Below are 20,760 nucleotides of genomic sequence, written 5' to 3'. Positions count from 1 at the left end.
TGCATTTGAGGTGTAATAATACCGTTAGCCAAAAAATATAATGGGTAAGAGCCAGTACGATATCGAAGTATTATGTAGAAAATATATAGACCTTTCTATTTCTGAGGAGGAGTTGAAGGCGATGCTGGATTATTTCAAAGACTATGGTATACCTGAGGCATTTGATCATCTTTTGCGGAAAGAATTCTTGAACACGATCGCGCACAATCCTTCTAGGGAAGCAGAGGATCTGACCGATAAGGTAAAATTAAAGTTGAGAAAACATATCGCATCGAAAAAGAAATCAGATTTAAATCGCTGGCTTCCTTATGTTGCGGCCGTATTTATATCAGGGATGATCGGGATTTCATGGTTTATATTCTCACCGAAAGCTGATGATACCGTTGTCTCTGAAATAGATATTATGCCGGGCGGAAATAAAGCAAAGATAATACTTGCCGACGGCAGGACACTTACCTTGGACGAAAGTCGTAATGGCATTATCGTCGATGAAAAAGAGATCACGTATAATGATGGAACATCCACTGTTGTAGCATTGGAATCATCTTCTCCGCAATGGTTAACGCTAAGTACACCACGTGGCGGAACATATAAAGTTACGTTAGCCGACGGAACAACGGTGTGGTTAAACGCCGAATCAACGCTAAAATATCCTACCCATTTTGCTAAAGGAGAGCGCGTCGTGGAATTGAAGGGAGAGGCTTATTTCGATGTAAAACGTGTACAAACTGATAACACGGCTACACATTTTAAACCATTTAAAGTTATTAGCGCCAACCAAACGATCACCGTTTTAGGTACGGAGTTTAATATTTCGGCTTATCACGATGAAGAGGAAACGAAGACCACCTTGGTGGATGGTAAAGTTCGCGTCGAAACACCTCGATCTGGTGAAGAGTTGACACTTCTTCCAGGGGAACAGGGAAAAAATGGAAAGAATGGACTTCAAAAAAGTAAGGTGGATGTACACGATTATGTCGATTGGAAGAACGGCGAATTTGTATTTCGGGATGAGACCGCAGAAGAGGTATTGGAAAGGATAGCCCGTTGGTACGACTTCGAAATTGATAACAGCAAATATGTGCCTTCCAATGAGGTATTTTCCGGAAGTATTTCAAGGTACGGTAACCTACGGACGGTGCTGGATATCATGCAGGAGGCGGGCGGTTTAACATTCGAAGTTAAAAATAGAACCGTGATCATCCGCAATAAAATCAAAAACTAATATAAAAAATTTAAGAATAGTGTATGTTATAATTTGACAACAATAAAGTGAACAAGAAGCCGAAAGTGCGACCAACACTTTCGGCAATATCTGCAAGGCAGAAAATGTTCAGGACAACGTATAAAGCTAGTTATTCAATTGAACCAAACATTACTGTAAATGTACGAAAAAATTACTTTCCCGCTTCAGCGGGTGTTAAAAACTCAGGTGCTTATGCGCATTCAGCTTACGCTAACAATCATTATCTTCTTCGTTATGCAGGTTGGAGCGCGTAGTGTGGCACAACACCACGTTACGCTTCAGCAAAATGGTATTTCCATGAAGGAAGTCTTTCGCGAAATCAAGAAGCAGACCGACCGGACGGTTTTTTATTCAGCAAAACGATTGAATGATACCCGGAAAGTTAATATTAATCTTAAAAATGCTACGCTCGAAACCGTGATGGACGAATGTCTTAAAGGACTGCCCCTTACGTATGTTATTATGGATAAAACGATCGTACTGAAAGAAAAGGAGACTCAAAGACGCAAACATATCCACCAGCAATCGGAGGAAAGGGAATCCAATATGCATATTCAAGAAAATGTGGTAACAGGCACCGTCCGCGATGCAAATGGAACTGCATTGGCGGGGATTTCTGTATCGGCGGAAGGAGCAACTTCCGCTGTAGCTACATCGGATAATGGAAGCTACAGCATAGCTGTTAAATCAGACGGAACACTCATTTTTCAGTCTGTAGGTTTTGCACGCAAAGAGGAAGCTGTGCGAGGTAGATCTGTTATAGATATAACGTTGGCGCAAGAAATCAGTGATTTGGATGAAGTGGTCGTTGTGGGGTACGGCACGGTGAAGAAATCTGATTTAACAGGTGCCGTCAACGTAATCGATGAACAAACGATCCGCAATACGCCTGCCGCAAATATTGCAATGGCCCTGCAAGGTGCAGGATCAGGGGTGAACATACAACGAAGTGGAGGATCAACACATCCGGCACATACGCCTGAGATCCGTATCCGCGGTACGCGATCGATCGCTGCAGGCAATGACCCTCTTTTGGTTGTGGACGGTATTCCTTACGATTTAGGTATGATGAACAATATTTCACCAGATGATATCACTTCAGTTACTGTTCTTAAAGATGCTTCGTCAACAGCAATCTATGGTTCGCGTGGAGCCAATGGCGTTATACTGATGACGACCAAGCGTGGAGTAGAAGCGGCAAAGGCTGCAGTGACTTACAATGGATATTTAGGAGTTAGCAAGCCGTTAGGGTTTTATGATGCTATGAATTCGGATGAGTATATGCAACTACGGAAATGGTCCATGTACAATCGTTATAAAAATTCGGACAGTTACACAGGTATCGACGATCCCAGGGTATTACAACGTGTATTCGAAGGAGGACTCGATGGAGAAATCGAAGGTTATGACAGAGGAGTGTATACCGACTGGCAAAAAGAGTTGTATGACAAGGATCCAGTCATCAACAATCATCAGATCGGTATAGCAGGCGGATCGAAAAATACCCAATATGCTACATCGTTGGGATATTTTAAATCGACAGGTATATACGATTTACAGTCGATGGAGCGTGCAACCCTGAAATTGTCTGTGGATCATGCCATAAACAAGTACCTTAAATTAGGGTTTAACACATTGAATACCTACTATATAAGTAGAGGAGAAAGCCTGAATCCGATGGGCGATGCGCTTTCACTCAGTCCGCTCCTATCGCCCTATTTGGACGATGGATCAATACGGGAAAAAGTACATCCAAATGACCTCATGAGTAATCCCCTCATGGATCTTCGTCCAGGAGCGATTCAGGATGACCGCAAACGGTTGTCAACATTTACGACAGGTTATTTAGATGTCGATTTCACGCATGGTTTTAAATACAGGCTCAATGCAGGTGTACAGCTATCGCAGACTACCCTGCAACGCTACTATCAGCAAGGGACAAGTAAGCGCCGGCAGTCATCAAACTATGGGTATAATGAATCCGCCTCACTTATGAATTATACGCTTGAGAATCTTTTAACTTATGACAAGAAAGTGGATAAGCATAACTTCAATGTCACCGCTTTGTTTAGTGCTGAAGAAAGAGAATCGCAGGATTTCGATCTAAACTATGAAAACGTACCGACCAATCAGGTAGGTTATTACAATCCGGGTACGGCTGAAAACCATAAAGGAGCTGGCGAATACAGCAAATGGAGCATGCTTTCTTATATGGGGCGCCTTAATTATGACTTTGACCAACGTTATTACCTGACCGCAACGTTTCGTGGGGATGGCTCTTCCCGTCTCGCCCAAGGCAATAAGTGGCACTATTTCCCTTCTGCTGCCCTTGCATGGAACATAGGCCATGAACAGTTTATGGACAGAACGGCTCATATATTGTCGCAGTTGAAACTGCGTCTCAGTTATGGTGAAGTCGGTAACACCAACGTGAATCCTTATGACACCATGGGCAATATGAGTAGCAACAGGTACATCTTTGGTTCTCAGGGCGTACTGGGGTATTATCCTACTGCGGCCTCCAACAGCGAACTGAAGTGGGAACGTACAGCCAGTTATAATGCCGGTATAGATTTTGGTTTTCTGAAAAACCGGATTACTGGTTCTATTGAAGTCTACAAACAATACTCCAACAATTTGATGATGAATTTCACTCCTCCTGCAACAAGTGGTGTCAGTACAGCTATCCCTTACAATGTAGGTAAAACAGAAAATGTAGGGTTTGAGACGAATGTCCGTATGGATATTTTCAATGGCGATGGCAAGAATAAATTCCAATGGAGTACGGATCTCAATATCTACTTTAACCGGAATAAGGTTGTGCAGCTTACTGAAGGAGTAGATCAACTGATTTCCGACAATCTCTTTGTCGGTCATCCGCTAGGATCTTTTTACGAATATGTAGGATTGGGTATCTGGCAAGACACTCCTGAAGACCGGGCGTTGGCCGAAAGCTTCGGACTTAAAACCTCGGGCGACGAATCCGTGATAGGGACTATTAAAGTGTCCGACATCAGTGGCCCCGATGGTGTGCCTGATGACATAATCAACGACAATGACCGCAAAGTATTGGGAAGCCATCAGGCCAACTTCGAAGGTGGATGGACAAATACCCTGGCTTATAAGAACTTTGACTTTACCGTGGTGATGAATTTCCGCCAAGGAGGTTTACTTAGGTCTGAACTCTATGGCGGCGGACAAAACTCTCTGTTAGGTGGTTATACAAATAATCTGGATGTGGATTATTGGACCCCGGAAAATACAGGTGCGCGTTGGCCAGCTCCAAATAACAGGGTACAGAGCATACCTTATAAAGGAACGCTTACACTATTCGATGCGTCTTACCTCAAGATACGAACAGTGACGTTGGGTTATACTTTACCCGATCAGCCCCTTAAATCAATAGGATTAAGCAAGGCCCGCATATACGCAACCGCTACAAACCCGTTGACCTTCTTTTCAGAATATGTGAACAAATATAAAGGTCTCGATCCGGAGACCAACCGTGTGATGGGTACAGTGGTTCCTCCGTCGTGGCAAATGTTATTTGGTATTAATATAACTTTTTAAGTACGAGATGAAAATGAAAATGAAAAATCTAATATTTTTATTAATATGTATACCGTTACTATTCGTCACGGCGTGCAAGGATTTTCTGGAAGAGGAAAATCACTCGAAAATTACACCCGAGTCGTTTAATACACCACAGGGATTTGAACTTGGATTAAATGGTGTTTATGGCGGAATGCGCGCTTTTTATGGTCCCATTAGTGCTATCCATATGTTGACGGTGACTGGAACCGATGAGTTCTACAGCCGTGCTTCGGGTGACATTTATAATTTTGGTAATTATACGGCAAATTACAAACCCAGTTCGGACTATATTTATTCCTACTGGAGATCTTCGTATACATTGATCAATACCTGCAATGGTCTTGTGCACTTTGGGCAAGACATGACGGGCATTACAGAAACTAAAAAAACAACTATGCTGGCGGAGACCAAATTCTTCCGGGCTTTGCTTTATTTTCGTTTGGTGCAATTCTTTGGCGATGTGACATTGAACCGTACATATAATGATGGGGTTATAAAAGAGGCTAAGCGTGACCCTATGGCTGATGTGTACGATTTTATTATCGAAGACCTCTTGTATTGTACAACGCCGGGCAACCTGCCCGCAGGATCGAAAGATACAAATACAGGCCGTGTTACACAAGCTTTAGCTCGTCATCTACTAGCAAAAGTATATCTCACCCGTGGATGGAGCAGTGCTGCTCAATCTACCGATTTTCAGCAGGCATATGATGTAGCAACAGCACTAATTGAGGATGGCGAGCAAATAGGCGTCAAGCTTATGCCAAAATATGCAGATATCCATAAACCCGGCAATGAAAATAATCAAGAAATACTGTATAGTGTACAGATGACAAACGATCCGATTTATGGTGTACCTGAATCGGATGCAAATATGAATCATCTTTCACATGTCTTTGTTGCCGGTTATTTTAATTTTAATGGTAGCGGTAATGTTCAACAGATAGAAGATGGACGTGTTTATGCGCGATATCACGGAACAACCTGGCTTTATAATGAAGCCTTTGGTGATGTAGACAAAGATTCGCGCTATTACGCTACATTCCAAAGCGAGTGGAAAGCTCCGGTCGATTTTCAGAATAGAACCCAGGAATTTTATGTCGGCAACACCAAGTATTCTGCCATTAGAAGTGGAGCAAAAGGTAATCTTGCAGGTTATCTTCCGGGCAAAAACATGACCAGAGAAGAAATAGGGGCGACAAATTATTATATACTGACGCCCGAAAACTACACTGATCCTTCATTCCCAACAATGAAGAAATTTTTGGATCCCAATCGTGCAAGTCTTTCATTCGACTCCCAGCGTTCAATCATCGTATATCGTTTGGCCGAAACATACCTTATCGCTGCCGAAGCTGCTTTTAAACTGGGTAATAATTCTACAAACAACGGAGCTGCTTATTACATCAACGAACTTCGTAAAAGAGCTGCCTCGAAGGAAGAATATATTGACGACCTGATGATTGCTCCCGGAGATATAACCATCGATTATATTCTTGATGAAAGAACACGCGAGCTTTGTGGAGAACAGTTGCGCTGGTTTGATCTTGTTCGCACACAAAAATTAGTTGAGCGTGTACGGAAGCATGGGTTCTTTACGACAAAATGGACCAATCATACCCTGCCTAAGGATAATATACAGGATTTCCACGTATTGCGCCCAATTCCGTTGAAACAAATCGAGTCTGTTATTGCAGGCGATCCCTATCCACAACAATCCAACGGGTGGGATAATATGTAATATTGAAGACGCACAATGGAATTATTACGCGAAAACTTATTAAACGAAAATAGAGATGAAATTAATGGTTACACTTTGCAGTATGTTGTTATCTCTCTCTGCTTTATGTCAATCTCGCATGATGGAACAATTGAAAAGCGGTAAACCACAACATATCGTGGTATATGGCACCAGTTTGTCCAGCGGTGGAAATGGAAGGGCATGGATGGATGTCGTCGAAGCACGTATTGCGGAGGAGTATGGAGATAATTTGGTCCACTATACGCTCGCCGGTAAGGGCGGGATGTGGTCTGTCTGGGGCGTCAAAAACTTCGAAGATAGTGTCATTGCCAAAAAGCCGGATGCCGTGTTTATAGAGTTCGGTATGAATGACGCGTTTAAAGAATACGGGACATCGGTTGCGCTTGCTAAATTGAATCTGGAATATATGATTGACCGCGTGCGTCTTTATAGCGATTCCTGCGACATCTTTTTACAGGTTATGAATATGCCTATAGGAAAATCTGCTGCTTTTAGACCCGATCTATCAGCGTATTATGCGATGTATCGGGAAGTAGCACGCCAAAAAAAGGTAATGCTTATCGACCATTACACCAATTGGCAGAACATCTTAGATCAGGGGGAAGAGGTTTTCAGGCAGTACGTTCCGGATGGCTTACATCCCAATAAGAAGGGTGGAGAAGAGGTCATCGCACCGGAGATAATAGAATTTTTAAACTTAAATGTAACAGATAAATAGAAAACATGAGGAAAACACTATTGGCTGTGGTTACCATAGCGCTACTTGTTTCTTGCAACCAATTGCATTCAAATGAATATCAAGCAGACCTGATTGTCTATGGCGGCACATCAGCGGGCATTATTTCTGCGGTACAGGCAAAAAAATCGGGGAAATCGGTCATCGTCATATCGCCCGACAAACACTTGGGCGGATTGTCATCAGGGGGGCTTGGGTTTACGGATACAGGTGATAAATCGGTCATCGGGGGGCTAGCACGCGATTTCTATCATCGTGTGTATCTGCACTATCAGGATAGCGCAGCTTGGCGCTGGCAAGGTCAGTCGGAATACGGCAACAAAGGCCAAGGTACAGCAGCAATAGATGGTAACGAGCGTACGATGTGGATTTTCGAACCCCATGTAGCCGAACAGGTCTTTGAGGATTATGTAAAAGAGTACGAGCTGGAAGTTTGGCGAGATGAATGGTTAGATCGGGAGGGTGGCGTGATAAAAAAGGGCGACCGTATTGTTTCCATTACGACCTTAAGCGGGAAAACGTTTAAGGGAAAGATGTTTATCGATGCCACGTACGAGGGAGATTTAATGGCGGCTGCAGATGTGAGCTACCACGTGGGACGCGAGGCGAATAGTGTATACGGAGAGAAATGGAATGGCATACAGACTGGAGTATTACACCACGACCACTGGTTTAAGAGCGACATTAGTCCATATGTAATAGCCGGTGATAGCACGAGTGGGCTTTTATACGGGGTGTCAGCTGAGGATCCAGGTGTCTATGGGGAGGGCGATCATCGGTTGCAGGCCTATTGCTTCCGGATGTGTTTAAGTAACCACCCCGATAACCGCGTGCCCTTTCCGAAACCAGCTCATTATAAACCGGAAAACTACGAGCTACTGGCCCGCGTTTTCGCATCGGGCTGGCGCGAGACCTTTCGTAAATTCGACCCAATCCCCAACCGCAAAACGGACACCAACAACCATGGCCCCTTTAGCACGGATTTTATTGGTATGAATTACGATTATCCTGAAGCGAGTTACGAACGTCGTAAAGAGCTAATCAAAGAACATGAAGATTATCAAAAAGGATTGCTGTATTTCATGGCTAACGACGAGAAAGTACCGGCTGATGTGCGCAGGGAAATGGCGCAATGGGGCTTAGCGAAAGACGAATTTACAGACAATGGACATTGGCCCCATCAGTTATACATCAGAGAGGCACGTCGCATGGTAGGCCAGCACATAATGACCGAACACGATACATTCAGCGAAAGTGAGATTTCTGACCCTGTAGGCATGGGATCTTATTCGCTGGATTCGCACAATGTACAGCGATACGTAAAGGCCGACGGGTATGTTCAGAATGAGGGGGATATCGGTGTGAAGCCCAAGAAGGGGCCTTATAAAATATCCTATGGTTCACTCGTACCCAAGAAAGAAGAATGCGTAAATCTTCTTGTTCCGGTATGTGTCTCCAGTTCACATATCGCTTTTGGGAGCATTCGTATGGAACCGGTATTCATGATACTGGGCGAAAGTGCAGCTTTAGCCGCATCTTTGGCTATTGATCAAGGTATCAGCGTGCAAGATGTACCCTATAGCGCTCTTCAGAAGATGCTTCTGGAAAATAAACAGATCTTATCCAAACCATAAGCAAAATATGTAGGATATTAAGAATTAAATCGTAATTTCAAACAGAAAGGATTATATATATGGATTTGATCAACAGAAGAATCGCCATTCGCAGGTTATTGTTTATCGCCGGCGGTACACTTTTGCTTCCAGCCTGCTATCGAAAATCGGGTAAGCCAACTATTGAACTGACCCATTTGGTGATAGAGGAAGAACATGAAAATTTGCTAGCCGAGCTAGTTGAGACGATTATACCCTCTTCTAATACCTCTGGAGGACGGGAATTACTACTACACCTCTTTGTTTTGAAAATGGTGGATGATTGTCATAATCCAGAAGATCAAGCAGCTTTTATGGCTGGATTGGCTTCATTTTCTACCTATGCGCGCGAGAAAATGGGAATGGATTTTATCACACTGGAACCAAATAAACGCCTTGCTTTTTTAGAAGAGATGAAGGAAGTAAAAGATGAACAGATAAAACGGTTTTATGCCATTACCAAACGCCGAACCATACAGGGGTTTGTGAATTCGAAGTATGTGATGACTGACTTGAAAAAATACGAGTTAGTCCCCGGTCGATATAATGGCTATGTAAAAATGGCCTGACGGCCCGTAGAAGAGAAACAAAATAAGAGAGAACATATAAAAGAATGGCAAACTTAAATATAGATGATGTAAAGACTCGCGTTTTCGATGCTATTGTAATCGGATCCGGAGCAAGTGGGGGTTGGGCGGCAAAGGAATTCACCGAAAAAGGTTTAAAAACGCTCGTCCTCGAACGCGGACGCGATGTGGTACATGTCAAAGACTACCCAACGACTAACCTCTATCCATATGAATTGGAACACCGTAATGAAATAACCTATGCCGATAAGCAAACGAATCCGATTGCCAACAGATGTTACGCGTACAGAGAGGACACCCAACATTTTTTCGCGAAAGATGAGGAACATCCTTATATTCAGGAGAAAGATTTCGATTGGATTCGCGGATATCAGGTTGGTGGAAAATCATTGATATGGGCACGGCAAACGCAGCGCTGGAGCGAATATGATTTTGAAGGACCTGCACGTGACGGCTTTGCGGTGGATTGGCCTATCCGGTATCATGACATCGATCCATGGTACAGTTACGTAGAACGTTTCGTTGGTATTGCGGGCAATAAGGATGGGCTATCTACACTCCCGGATGGTGATTTTTTACCGGGTTACCCGTTGAATGCGGCGGAAGATTATTTCCGTCAATCCGTCAATCAGCACTTTAAAAACAGGCACGTCATCAGTGCGAGGTGCGCACACCTCTCCGATCCACAGCCTATCCATCTTCAGCAGGGACGTGTTAAATGTCAGCACCGCGTACTGTGCCAGCGTGGTTGTCCTTTTGGAGGTTACTTCAGCAGCAATGCCTCTACTCTTCCTTGGGCACAAAAAACGGGTAATCTCACCTTACGTCCCCATTCGGTAGTGCATTCGATACTGTACGACCAAGAATCGGGCAAAGCGAAAGGTGTAAAAGTAATTGATACAGAATCACTTGAGGAAATAGATTTCTTCGCTGAGGTAATTTTTGTTAATGCTGCGGCTTTAAATACCAATCTTATTCTACTCAACTCTAAGTCGGACCGTTTTCCGGAAGGACTAGGAAATGACAACGGACTGCTAGGAAAATATATTGCTTTTCACAACTACACCGCACGTATCAGTGCGGAATATGATGGTCTTCTCGAATATCGAACAGATGGTCGAAATCCAGCCGGTGGGGGGTATATCCCGAACTTCCGTAATGTGGATAGTCAGGAAACAGATTTCTTGCGCGGTTGGGCAGCAGCTTTCAGTGCCAATCGTTCACAGGTTCGGGATACTAACGGTGTGGGTGACGCGCTTAAGAATGCATTACTCGATGATTCAAAATGGAGTAACTGGCGCATACATTCTCATATGATGGCGGAAACTATCCCCAAGGAAAGTAATCAAGTGTGGTTAGACGCAAGTAAAACCGATAAATGGGGCGTGCCACTCTTACATATTTCTGTAGATTACGCCGAAGACGATTGGCAAAGGCGTAAAGATTACTACGAACAGATGACTGCGATGTATGAGGCTGCCGGATTTAAGAACATCAGAACGTCCAATGATTCCCGTCGACCCGGAAACGATATTCACGAGATGGGTGGGGCTAGGATGGGCAACGATGCGAAGACTTCGTTATTGAATAAATGGAATCAACTTCACCTCTGTAAGAATGTTTATGTAACAGATGGCGCATGTATGACATCAACAGCGACGCAAAACCCGACATTGACCTATATGGCACTTACCGCGAGAGCAGTGGACCACGCCGTCAAGTCATTAAAAAAGGGCACTTTATTAGATGGTAAACAATAAAATAGGTTGCCGCAAAAATTTGGTTTACAGTGTACTGTTTAAGCTGTCCTAATCGAGCGTTAAGAAGGTACTGGTTTCAGTAGCCGGTACCTTCTTCATTTATCCCAAAAGCTTTTCGGTTTCCAGGTATTTCATAATGATCTGTGTCGCACCAGCACGTTGTTTCACATACGCACTAGCGGCTTCCCCACAAATCTTCCGGCGTTCCTGTTCGTTCAGCGATCTAAAAACACCCTGCAAGTCGTTGTAGTTGGCAATAGAAAATCCAGCCGTTAACGTGACGAGATCTACCGCTTCCTGAAACTTTTCATATTTTGGACCAAAGATAATCGGCATACCATAGGTCGCCGCTTCCAATGTATTATGGATCCCGACACCAAAGCCACCTCCTATATATGCAACGTCGCCATAATAGTAGAGAGACGATAACATGCCAATATTGTCAATGAGCAATATTTGCGCTGCTTCAATTTTGGCAGCGGTATAGGATGAAAATTCGGAAAACTTAATGGCCTGAGGAAAGAGTTTAAGCAGGCTATGTATATGATTATCATTCACCTCATGTGGGGCAACTATAAATTTCCACAATGGATATTGTATGGCAAGCTGCTGTAATAGCGCTTCATCCGTTGGCCAGGTACTCCCCGCAACAAGTACATGCTGATTACCGACAAATTGCTTTATGGGAAGGATTTCCTGATGTTTCTTGGGCAACTCCACCACCCGGTCGAATCGGGTATCACCCGCCAACCCCGCATGGGTAATTCCAATCCACTTTAACATATGTACGCTATCCATATTCTGTGTGAAAAAAAAAGTTACCTTCTTGAGAATTGATCGATAAAAACCACCGTAGGGCTTAAAAAAAAGTTGCTCCTCTCTGAAAATAGCGGAAATCAGGAGCAGACGAGTCTTACGTTTATGGAGCTGATTAAAATAATGGTACCAATATTCGTATTTTGTAAAAATGGCAAATTTAGGATTGATCGCTTCCAAAAAATCGCGTGCATTTCTGGCAGAATCCTCGGGTAAATAAAACACATAATCAGCCAAGGTTGTGTTTTTACGAATCTCATAACCTGAGGGCGAGAAAAAAGTTATTACAATTTTTTCATGAGGATATTTCTTTCTGATCTGTTCCAAAACCGCCCTTCCTTGCTCGAACTCTCCTAAGGAAGCAAAATGAAACCAGATGTGTTCCTGACCTTTTTCAACCGTGTGTTTTATGTGTTTTAACAGCCCTTTTCGACCGTCTACCCAACGTTGTGCCTTGGTATGAAAAGGAGCTATCAACCGTAGTATCATACCGTAAAAAACAATTCCCAGATCGTACAGTATCCGCATATTAATGAAATAATACTTATATTCGTCAAAGATATTAAACCTTTTCTAATTCACGACAAAGTGCAACAGAAGGCTCAAAAAAGAATACTTATAACCGGTGCAGCAGGATTTTTGGGTTCACACCTTTGTGATCGTTTTATTCACGAAAATTATCAAGTTATTGCGATGGATAATCTGATTACCGGGAATATCGAAAATATCGAACACCTTTTCCATAGGGCGAATTTTGAATTCCATCACCATGATGTTTCCAAATTCGTACATGTACCCGGAGAGCTGGATTATATTCTCCATTTTGCGTCGCCCGCCAGCCCGATAGATTATTTACGCATCCCGATTCAGACCTTGAAAGTTGGTTCGCTAGGCACACACAATCTGTTAGGACTAGCTAAAGAAAAGCAAGCGCGTATTCTGGTTGCTTCAACTTCCGAGGTATACGGCGATCCAACCGTCTCTCCGCAGTCAGAAGAATATTGGGGAAATGTGAACCCTGTCGGTCCACGGGGTGTCTACGACGAAGCGAAACGTTTCCAAGAGGCCATGACTATGGCTTATCATAATTTTCATGGACTGGATACAAGGATCGTACGTATCTTCAACACATTCGGTCCACGTATGCGACTGGAGGATGGAAGAGCTTTACCTACCTTCATTGCACAGGCCCTTAGGAATGAAGACCTAACGGTATTTGGCAGCGGCAAACAGACGCGATCATTTTGCTACGTTTCCGACCAAATTGAAGGTATATATAGACTATTACATACCGACTACCATGAGCCATTGAACATTGGTAACCCAGAAGAGCTGTCTGTCAAGGAGGTTGCAGAAGAGATCATAGCCTTAACAGAAAGCAAGTCAAAGATCATCTATGAAGCGTTACCTGTAGACGACCCGCAGCAGCGAAGACCCGATATTACAAAGGCAAAACGGATACTGGGGTGGGAACCACAGGTGTCCAGAAAAGAAGGCTTAATACAAACGATAGCGTATTACAAACAAAAATTAAAAGACCAAGTAAAACAACAAATCAACATATAAATGAGCAAAATATTAGTTACCGGAGGCACAGGTTATATTGGTTCCCATACAGTAGTGGAACTCTACAAAGCAGGATATACACCTGTAATTATTGACAATTTATCCAATTCAAGCAGCAAGATCTTAGCACAGATCGAAAAAATTATCGGCGTAAAACCCGAGTTTCATCAATTTGACCTATGCGATACCGAACAAACCACAGCATTCATCAATAACAATCCCGATATCAGTGGCATTATTCATTTTGCGGCTTCAAAAGCCGTGGGTGAATCCGTTCAAAAACCATTAAAATATTATCACAACAATTTTTTCTCCCTAATCAATTTGTTGGAAGCTTATCAGGAGAAGAAAATCAATTTTGTATTCTCTTCAAGCTGTACGGTATATGGCGAGCCAGATGCATTACCCGTTACAGAATCTGCGCCAGTGAAGAGAGCCAGCTCTCCCTACGGCAACACCAAACAGATCGCAGAGGAAATCCTCGCGGAATCTGCCGCTGCATACGACAACTACAACATAATCGCACTACGTTATTTCAATCCGGTAGGTGCACACGAGTCGGCCTTAATCGGCGAATTACCACTGGGTGTACCCCAAAACCTCCTGCCTTTCATCACGCAGACCGCCATCGGAAAACGCGAAAAGTTAACCGTCTTTGGAAATGATTTTGATACACCTGATGGCTATTGTATACGGGATTTTATTCATGTTGTAGACTTGGCAAAAGCACACGTTGCTGCGATTCAACTTTTAGAAAAAGGTAATCCAAACGGAAAATACGATGTATTCAATGTCGGTACCGGAAAAGGATACTCTGTCCTTGAAGCAATCAAGGCTTTTGAGAAAGTCTCCGGTAAGACGTTAAATTATGAGGTTGGTCCACGAAGAGAAGGCGATATTGTAAAAGTATATGGAGATGTCACCAAGTCATCCAGCGAACTAGGTTGGAAAGCCCAGCTCGGCATTGAGGAGATGATGTCTTCCGCTTGGAAATGGGAAAATTATCTAAAAGAAAATCCGATTGAATAATTAGAAGTTGTTCGCGGATTCGCTTATTTTGAGAATTTGCGAATCCGCGTATCTGCACACCGGCCTATCTGTTAGACACCCTCTCCTTCTTTCACATCAGCATAGCGCTCCGGTCTATATTTAAATGCTGGTGTTAGCCAGTACATCAATACAATGCGGGAGTACCTATAATTAAATGGCGCCAAGAGGATAGTCGCCAATACGGCTACAGTAAGGTAAAGCCATGGCGATTCCATATTCCGTGTAATGATATATGTCCCTACACATACGCTCACTAACTCCGCTACGACAAATACATAACTCACGTACATCGCTACGTAAAAATAACCAGGCTCTTTCTCGAATTTAAGACCACAATGCGGACAGGTATTTCGCATCTTTTTAGACGAAAAACTAAATAGCGGCCCTTCGAACATATCCCCTTTTCTACACCGAGGGCACTTTCCATTTGCAGCGCTTTTCAGCTCGCTGGGAATAATATATTTTGTTTCTTCCATATCTTACTGCTTCTTTCTTCTAAATTCCTCCGGTGTAATTCCCTCCATTTTTTTGAAAAATTTCGTGAAATACGAATTATCACTAAAATTCAATTCATACGCTATCTCACTAATGCTGTGCTGATGTACCACCAATAAGCGCTTCGCCTCCAGCAAAATCCTATTACGAATAAGTTCTCCAGCCGAAAGGCCCAGATACTCTTTTGAAAGTGCATTAAGATGATTGGGCGTAATATAAAGAAGCGCCGCGTACTGCTTCGGTAAATGTAAGTCTTTATATTTCTTTTCGACCAGCGCTCTAAAATTTTTAAGTAATGTATAATTATATGACGAGGCTTCATGCCTTTCATTTGGCTCCATTTGCTGTTCTAATACCATAAAAAAATACAGCAAGGACACCTTTATAAAATCCATACCAAAGGATTTTTGAATCAATCTATCCATTACCCGCAAAATGGTATCCTGATATTCATGGGAAATCATAAAAACACATGTATGCTTAAGACCTAAGAAGAATGGAAAGTTTGAAAGATAATCTGGTTGCAGTAGAAAAGTTTGGAATGTATCCACGCTAAAGTTAACAATATACCCTTCTACCGCGCCTTCGAAATTCCACGTATGAATTTGCCCAGGAATCATAAAATAAACCTGCCAAGGCCGAACCTCATATTCATCAAAGTCGATGGTATGTTTTCCTCCTCCATTTGTAAATATTACAAAATGATAAAAGTTATGCTGGTGAGGAAAAACAAGATTATTATTCCTTTCCAGATAACTCGACAAACGCTCAACAAGAATTCCCCCTTCTTTATCGGCCGATAAAGTACATTGATCGAGTATGGGGGCGCCTGTAATCATTGACACAAAGATATTTAAATACTATCAGATCGAATGGTACATTTAGCTTTTTCAATGGTACTTTTTACGGATTTATATTTCAATACTATTTCCACCAAAATTCAACGTCTTTTTTTGCAGATATTTTTTTTAGATTAGCATATGTCTTTACATAAAAACAACACCCTTAAAGAAGCTGTTCTTTCGCTTTCACAAAAAGAGAAAGACAAGCTGCTTGTACGTCTGATTAATAAAGACAAAATGCTATTGAAACAGCTACATTTCCAGCTACTAGAAGATGAACTAGACTTAGAAGATCGAATTAAAAAGCTGAAAGGAAGTTTAGAAAATCTAATGTCCGAAGCTGAAAACTCCATCAAAAACATACCTACCTATAGCCAATATAGAGCACTAAATATACTTCTACGTCAAGCGAGCGGAAGTATAAATGAACATGAAAAGGTAACAAAAGACAAGATAAGTGAGATTGAATGTCGGTTATACCTATTAAAGACAGCCTTTGAGAAGTTTCCTAAACTTTTCGAATCCACGGCTGTGAGCAGCGGTTTGAAGCTCCGAAATTATGCGGCAGGTCGAATAAAAAATGTTAACGGAAAATTCGATAAGTTACATGAAGATTTACAATTCGACTTACAGAATGAGATGGAATTCGTAGGGGAATTTGGCATGAAACATGGACTGCGTTGAGCTATAAATTTATTTTAGTAACTTCGCATAAAAAGTAATTCTTCGGGTGGGTATTCAAGAAATTTTAGAAAAATACAGGGAGATCGAGCAGGTAAAAACACTTGTCAAATCGATCCAAAACAAAAGTCCAAAAGTTCATCTTAAAGGTTTAATTGGTTCCGCAGATGCGATGGTTGCTTCGGCAGCTTATCATCTTCACATACGTCCGTATGTTTTTATTTTGCCTAACCATGAAGACGCTTCCTATTTTCTCAGTGACCTCGAAAGTATCTTTGACAAGCAGATCCTATTTTTCCCAGCCTCCTATCGAAAAGCTTTTGAATTCACGCAACTAGATAGCGCCCACGTATTGCAACGCGCTGAAACATTAAGCGCTTTAAATCACACGTCCGAATTACCGAAAATTGTGGTCACTTATCCCGAGGCAATCGCGGAGAAGGTCATCAACCGAAGTGATCTTGAGAAAAACACACTCGAAATCACCCAAAATATTAAAGTTGGTATTGATTTCATCAATGAATTCCTTTATGAATATGACTTTGACCGCGTCGATTTCGTGTACGAACCCGGGCAGTTTGCCATTCGAGGAGGCATCGTCGACATTTTTTCCTTCTCCAATGATCTCCCCTATCGGATTGAGTTCTTTGGCGATGAGATAGAAAGCATCCGGACTTTTGACATTGAAAGCCAGCTCTCCGTAAGCAAAATACACACCGTCACGATTGTTCCTAATGTCCAAGCAAAGTTTCTAGCAAATAACCACATCTCTCTACTCGAATATGTCGATAAAAACACGGTGGTATGGATTAAAGATGTTCAATTTACCTTCGATATTATCAAAGAAGGATATAAAAAGGCTTCACAGTTTTGGAAAGCGCTGTCCGAAAAAGAGATAAAAGACAATCCCGAATGGCTTGACCCCAGATTTACCTTTACCGATGACCGAAATTTTGCCTCCCTGTTGTTTGAATTTCCGAATATCGAATTTGGTAAACAGTTTTTCTATAATGCATCGGAGGTGATTACTTTCGACACACACCCCCAACCCTCCTTTAATAAAGATTTTACGCTTCTCACACACAATATGAAGGAGAATGAGAAGCATAAGATCACCAATTTAATATTTTCAGATTCCAACAAACAGATAGAGCGAATCTATGCCATATTGGAAGATCTGGATAAGTCCAACACATTCATACCGGTACACCGCGCTTTACGCGAAGGCTTCAGAGATGACACCATACAACTTGCTTGCTATACAGATCATCAGATTTTCGACCGATATTACAAATACAAACGGAAGAAAGGCTATGAACGCTCGCAAGCTATTACGCTGAAGGAGCTGCGTGATCTCAAACCGGGCGATTACATCACCCATATTGATCATGGTGTAGGCAAATACGCCGGACTCGAAAAAGTAGATGTGAATGGCAAAACGCAAGAGATGATACGATTGGTTTATGCAGACAACGACCTATTGTATGTCAATATAAACTCCCTTAATCGCATTTCTAAGTATTCGGGAAAGGAAGGGTCTGTTCCCAAAATGAATAAGCTAGGAACCGATACCTGGGACAAGCTTAAGAAAACGACTAAAAAGAAGGTTAAAGATATCGCGCGCGATTTGATCGTTCTCTATGCCAAACGGAAGGCACAGACAGGTAACGCCTTCAGTCCGGACAGCTATTTACAGAACGAATTAGAGGCCTCTTTTATTTACGAAGACACCCCAGATCAGGAGAAAGCGACTGCCGATGTAAAACGTGACATGGAATCTCCGCATCCGATGGATCGATTAGTATGCGGTGACGTAGGTTTCGGTAAAACAGAGGTTGCCATCCGCGCGGCTTTTAAGGCCGTAGCCGACAGCAAACAGGTAGCCGTGTTAGTACCAACCACTATCCTTGCGCTACAACATTACCGTACGTTTAAAGAACGTCTTCAAGGCCTCCCGGCAAATATTGATTACATCAATCGATTCAAGACGTCTAAACAGATCAAAGAAACACTCAGCAAACTAGCGGATGGTAAAATCGATATTATCATCGGTACGCACCGTCTAGTAAGCAAGGATGTGAAATTCAAAGATTTAGGACTGATGGTCATCGACGAAGAACAAAAATTCGGGGTATCCGTCAAAGAAAAGCTAAAAGTGATGCGCGCCAATGTTGATTCCTTGACGTTGACCGCCACACCTATACCACGCACACTGCATTTTTCGTTGATGGGCGCTCGGGATCTAAGTTTGATCACTACTCCCCCCCCGAACCGACAACCCGTACAAACGGAATTGCACGTATATAATGAGACCTTGATTCAGGAGGCTGTATCTTACGAATTGGACCGCAGCGGACAGGTGTTTTTTATCCACAATCGCGTAGCAGATCTAAAACAATTGGGTGTGATGATCCAAAGACTGGTGCCTGGAGCGCGGGTCGGTGTAGCGCATGGCCAATTGGAGGGAGATGATTTAGAAGATGTGATGTTGAAATTTATCAACAACGATTACGATGTCTTGGTGGCGACAACTATTATTGAAGCCGGACTAGACATTCCGAACGCCAACACTATTATCATCAACCATGCGCATATGTTTGGCTTGAGTGATTTACATCAAATGCGCGGCCGCGTAGGGCGTTCTAATAAAAAAGCATTTTGCTATCTATTAAGTCCTCCGCTATCGACCCTTACCAATGAGGCCTATAAACGACTTTCAGCAATTGAAGAATTCTCTGAATTGGGATCAGGCTTCAACGTTGCCATGCGCGACTTGGATATACGCGGCTCCGGTAATCTTTTAGGAGCGGAGCAATCGGGATTCATTGCAGAAATAGGCTTTGAAATGTATAATAAAATCCTCGACGAAGCGGTACAGGAGTTAAAAGAAGATGAATTTGCAGACCTATTTGCCGATGACAAAAATCATAAATACGTCACTTTTACACAGATAGACACCGATTTAGAAGTGTTGATTCCAGATGAATATGTTACCAATATCGGAGAGCGTTACAATCTATACAATGATATCGCAAAACTTGAAAACGAATCGCAGCTACAGGACTTTATCCAATCGCTGACAGATCGATTTGGACCAGTACCAGCCCAAGTACACGAATTATTCAATACGTTAAGGCTTCAATGGATGGGAAAGGAAATCGGGTTAGAAAAAATATCCTTCAAGAAAAATGCGTTAAAAGGCTATTTCATCAACAATCCCAAATCTGCTTACTTTGAATCCGATCAATTCGGCAAAGTATTGGCTTTTGTACAAGCCCATCCCGCTGTCAGTAATCTAAAAGAGGTAAAAGGACAGCTACGTATAGCCGTAAATAATGTAAACAGTATCGAATACGCGCTAAATCTGTTAAAAGAAATGGTGTAAGCGGATCTCAGAGCGTGATAATTTTAAATGAAGGTTTATTTTAACAGTTTGTCGCTCGCAAATTCCAAATTATATTGACAAGCATTAATATCCTTATTTATCTTTTTGCCCTCATCGGCGGGCGGCCTAGTCCTTTTCCCTTGATGGAAAATGGACCAAAAGATCAAGACTGGGCCAATGTTACGCTAAAAGCTTTTGGATTTACTAAACAGCTCCAAGCCGTTGCACTTCGTAGATCTGTTCTTAACGCAAATCCAAAAGCTTTCATAACGCTACATCGGCCTAGGTCGTCCTTTCTAATTTCAGCTGGAGTTCAAAGTAAATATTTAATAAAAAACGTAGTACCCATACATTCACGAAAAATGTCGCCTTAGCGGGTCGACAATAGCAGGAATGGTGAGCCGTGGTGTCGAGCCGGTACAGCGACGATTTTTTTGCTTCTTTTTTAGGTAAACGGCGAAGCCCTCATTCATGCAAAAAAAATAAACACGTATGAATAAAAAGAAGGCCCTGCCACGGCGAGTGGCGGAGAGGAAAAGCAATGGACAAAGTTAATTGCCTAATTTAAACCTTCATTATTACTCCCCA

At 42.5% G+C, this 20,760-nt stretch carries 14 protein-coding genes; 11 read left to right on the top strand and 3 right to left on the bottom strand.

What is annotated here, in order from left to right:
• Positions 1-40 precede the first annotated feature (40 nt).
• The 7 genes from FAZ19_RS02775 (at position 41) to FAZ19_RS02745 (ending at position 11,337) form a co-directional block, all read left to right on the top strand.
• On the top strand, positions 41-1,225 hold the full coding sequence (locus FAZ19_RS02775; protein ID WP_136819067.1) for a FecR family protein: 1,185 nt from the start codon (positions 41-43) through the stop codon (positions 1,223-1,225).
• 159 nt (positions 1,226-1,384) lie between these two features.
• Positions 1,385-4,816 (top strand): TonB-dependent receptor, encoded by a 3,432-nt coding sequence (locus FAZ19_RS02770; protein WP_136819066.1) that lies wholly within the window; start codon positions 1,385-1,387, stop codon positions 4,814-4,816.
• 19 nt (positions 4,817-4,835) lie between these two features.
• Complete coding sequence (locus tag FAZ19_RS02765; RefSeq protein WP_169305546.1) at positions 4,836-6,581, top strand: RagB/SusD family nutrient uptake outer membrane protein; 1,746 nt, start codon at positions 4,836-4,838, stop codon at positions 6,579-6,581.
• 55 nt (positions 6,582-6,636) lie between these two features.
• The gene (locus FAZ19_RS02760; protein WP_136819064.1) at positions 6,637-7,320 is read left to right on the top strand and encodes an SGNH/GDSL hydrolase family protein; all 684 of its coding nucleotides are present in this window, start codon (positions 6,637-6,639) and stop codon (positions 7,318-7,320) included.
• A 5-nt stretch (positions 7,321-7,325) separates the two neighbouring features.
• Entirely contained in the window at positions 7,326-8,972 is a 1,647-nt protein-coding gene (locus FAZ19_RS02755) for an FAD-dependent oxidoreductase (RefSeq protein ID WP_136819063.1), read from the top strand.
• A 59-nt stretch (positions 8,973-9,031) separates the two neighbouring features.
• The gene (locus tag FAZ19_RS02750) at positions 9,032-9,559 is read left to right on the top strand and encodes a gluconate 2-dehydrogenase subunit 3 family protein (protein WP_136819062.1); all 528 of its coding nucleotides are present in this window, start codon (positions 9,032-9,034) and stop codon (positions 9,557-9,559) included.
• A gap of 44 nt (positions 9,560-9,603) precedes the next feature.
• A complete protein-coding gene (locus FAZ19_RS02745) occupies positions 9,604-11,337 on the top strand; it encodes a GMC oxidoreductase (protein ID WP_136819061.1) in 1,734 nt (577 codons plus the stop codon).
• A gap of 99 nt (positions 11,338-11,436) precedes the next feature.
• On the opposite strand, the gene FAZ19_RS02740 is transcribed toward FAZ19_RS02745, so the two are convergent.
• Positions 11,437-12,681, bottom strand: a complete 1,245-nt coding sequence (locus FAZ19_RS02740; RefSeq protein ID WP_136819060.1) for a 3-deoxy-D-manno-octulosonic acid transferase — start codon at positions 12,679-12,681, stop codon at positions 11,437-11,439.
• Positions 12,682-12,741: 60 nt separating this feature from the next.
• On the opposite strand from FAZ19_RS02740, the gene FAZ19_RS02735 reads away from it, so the two are divergent.
• A complete protein-coding gene (locus tag FAZ19_RS02735) occupies positions 12,742-13,719 on the top strand; it encodes a UDP-glucuronic acid decarboxylase family protein (protein ID WP_136819059.1) in 978 nt (325 codons plus the stop codon).
• Complete coding sequence (galE, locus tag FAZ19_RS02730) at positions 13,720-14,748, top strand: UDP-glucose 4-epimerase GalE (RefSeq protein WP_136819058.1); 1,029 nt, start codon at positions 13,720-13,722, stop codon at positions 14,746-14,748. It abuts the gene before it with no gap.
• A gap of 71 nt (positions 14,749-14,819) precedes the next feature.
• Here galE and FAZ19_RS02725 read toward each other — a convergent pair whose 3' ends face one another.
• Complete coding sequence (locus tag FAZ19_RS02725; RefSeq protein ID WP_136819057.1) at positions 14,820-15,245, bottom strand: DUF983 domain-containing protein; 426 nt, start codon at positions 15,243-15,245, stop codon at positions 14,820-14,822.
• Between the two features lie 3 nt (positions 15,246-15,248).
• Positions 15,249-16,103, bottom strand: a complete 855-nt coding sequence (locus FAZ19_RS02720) for an AraC family transcriptional regulator (protein ID WP_136819056.1) — start codon at positions 16,101-16,103, stop codon at positions 15,249-15,251.
• A 141-nt stretch (positions 16,104-16,244) separates the two neighbouring features.
• On the opposite strand from FAZ19_RS02720, the gene FAZ19_RS02715 reads away from it, so the two are divergent.
• Entirely contained in the window at positions 16,245-16,790 is a 546-nt protein-coding gene (locus FAZ19_RS02715) for a hypothetical protein (protein WP_136819055.1), read from the top strand.
• 46 nt (positions 16,791-16,836) lie between these two features.
• A complete protein-coding gene (gene mfd, locus FAZ19_RS02710; RefSeq protein ID WP_136819054.1) occupies positions 16,837-20,172 on the top strand; it encodes a transcription-repair coupling factor in 3,336 nt (1,111 codons plus the stop codon).
• The last annotated feature ends 588 nt before the right edge of the window (positions 20,173-20,760 follow it).

The sequence above is a fragment of the Sphingobacterium alkalisoli genome, assembly GCF_005049105.1.
Classification (GTDB): Bacteria; Bacteroidota; Bacteroidia; order Sphingobacteriales; family Sphingobacteriaceae; genus Sphingobacterium; species Sphingobacterium alkalisoli.
This window is presented reverse-complemented; position numbering and strand designations above follow the sequence as displayed.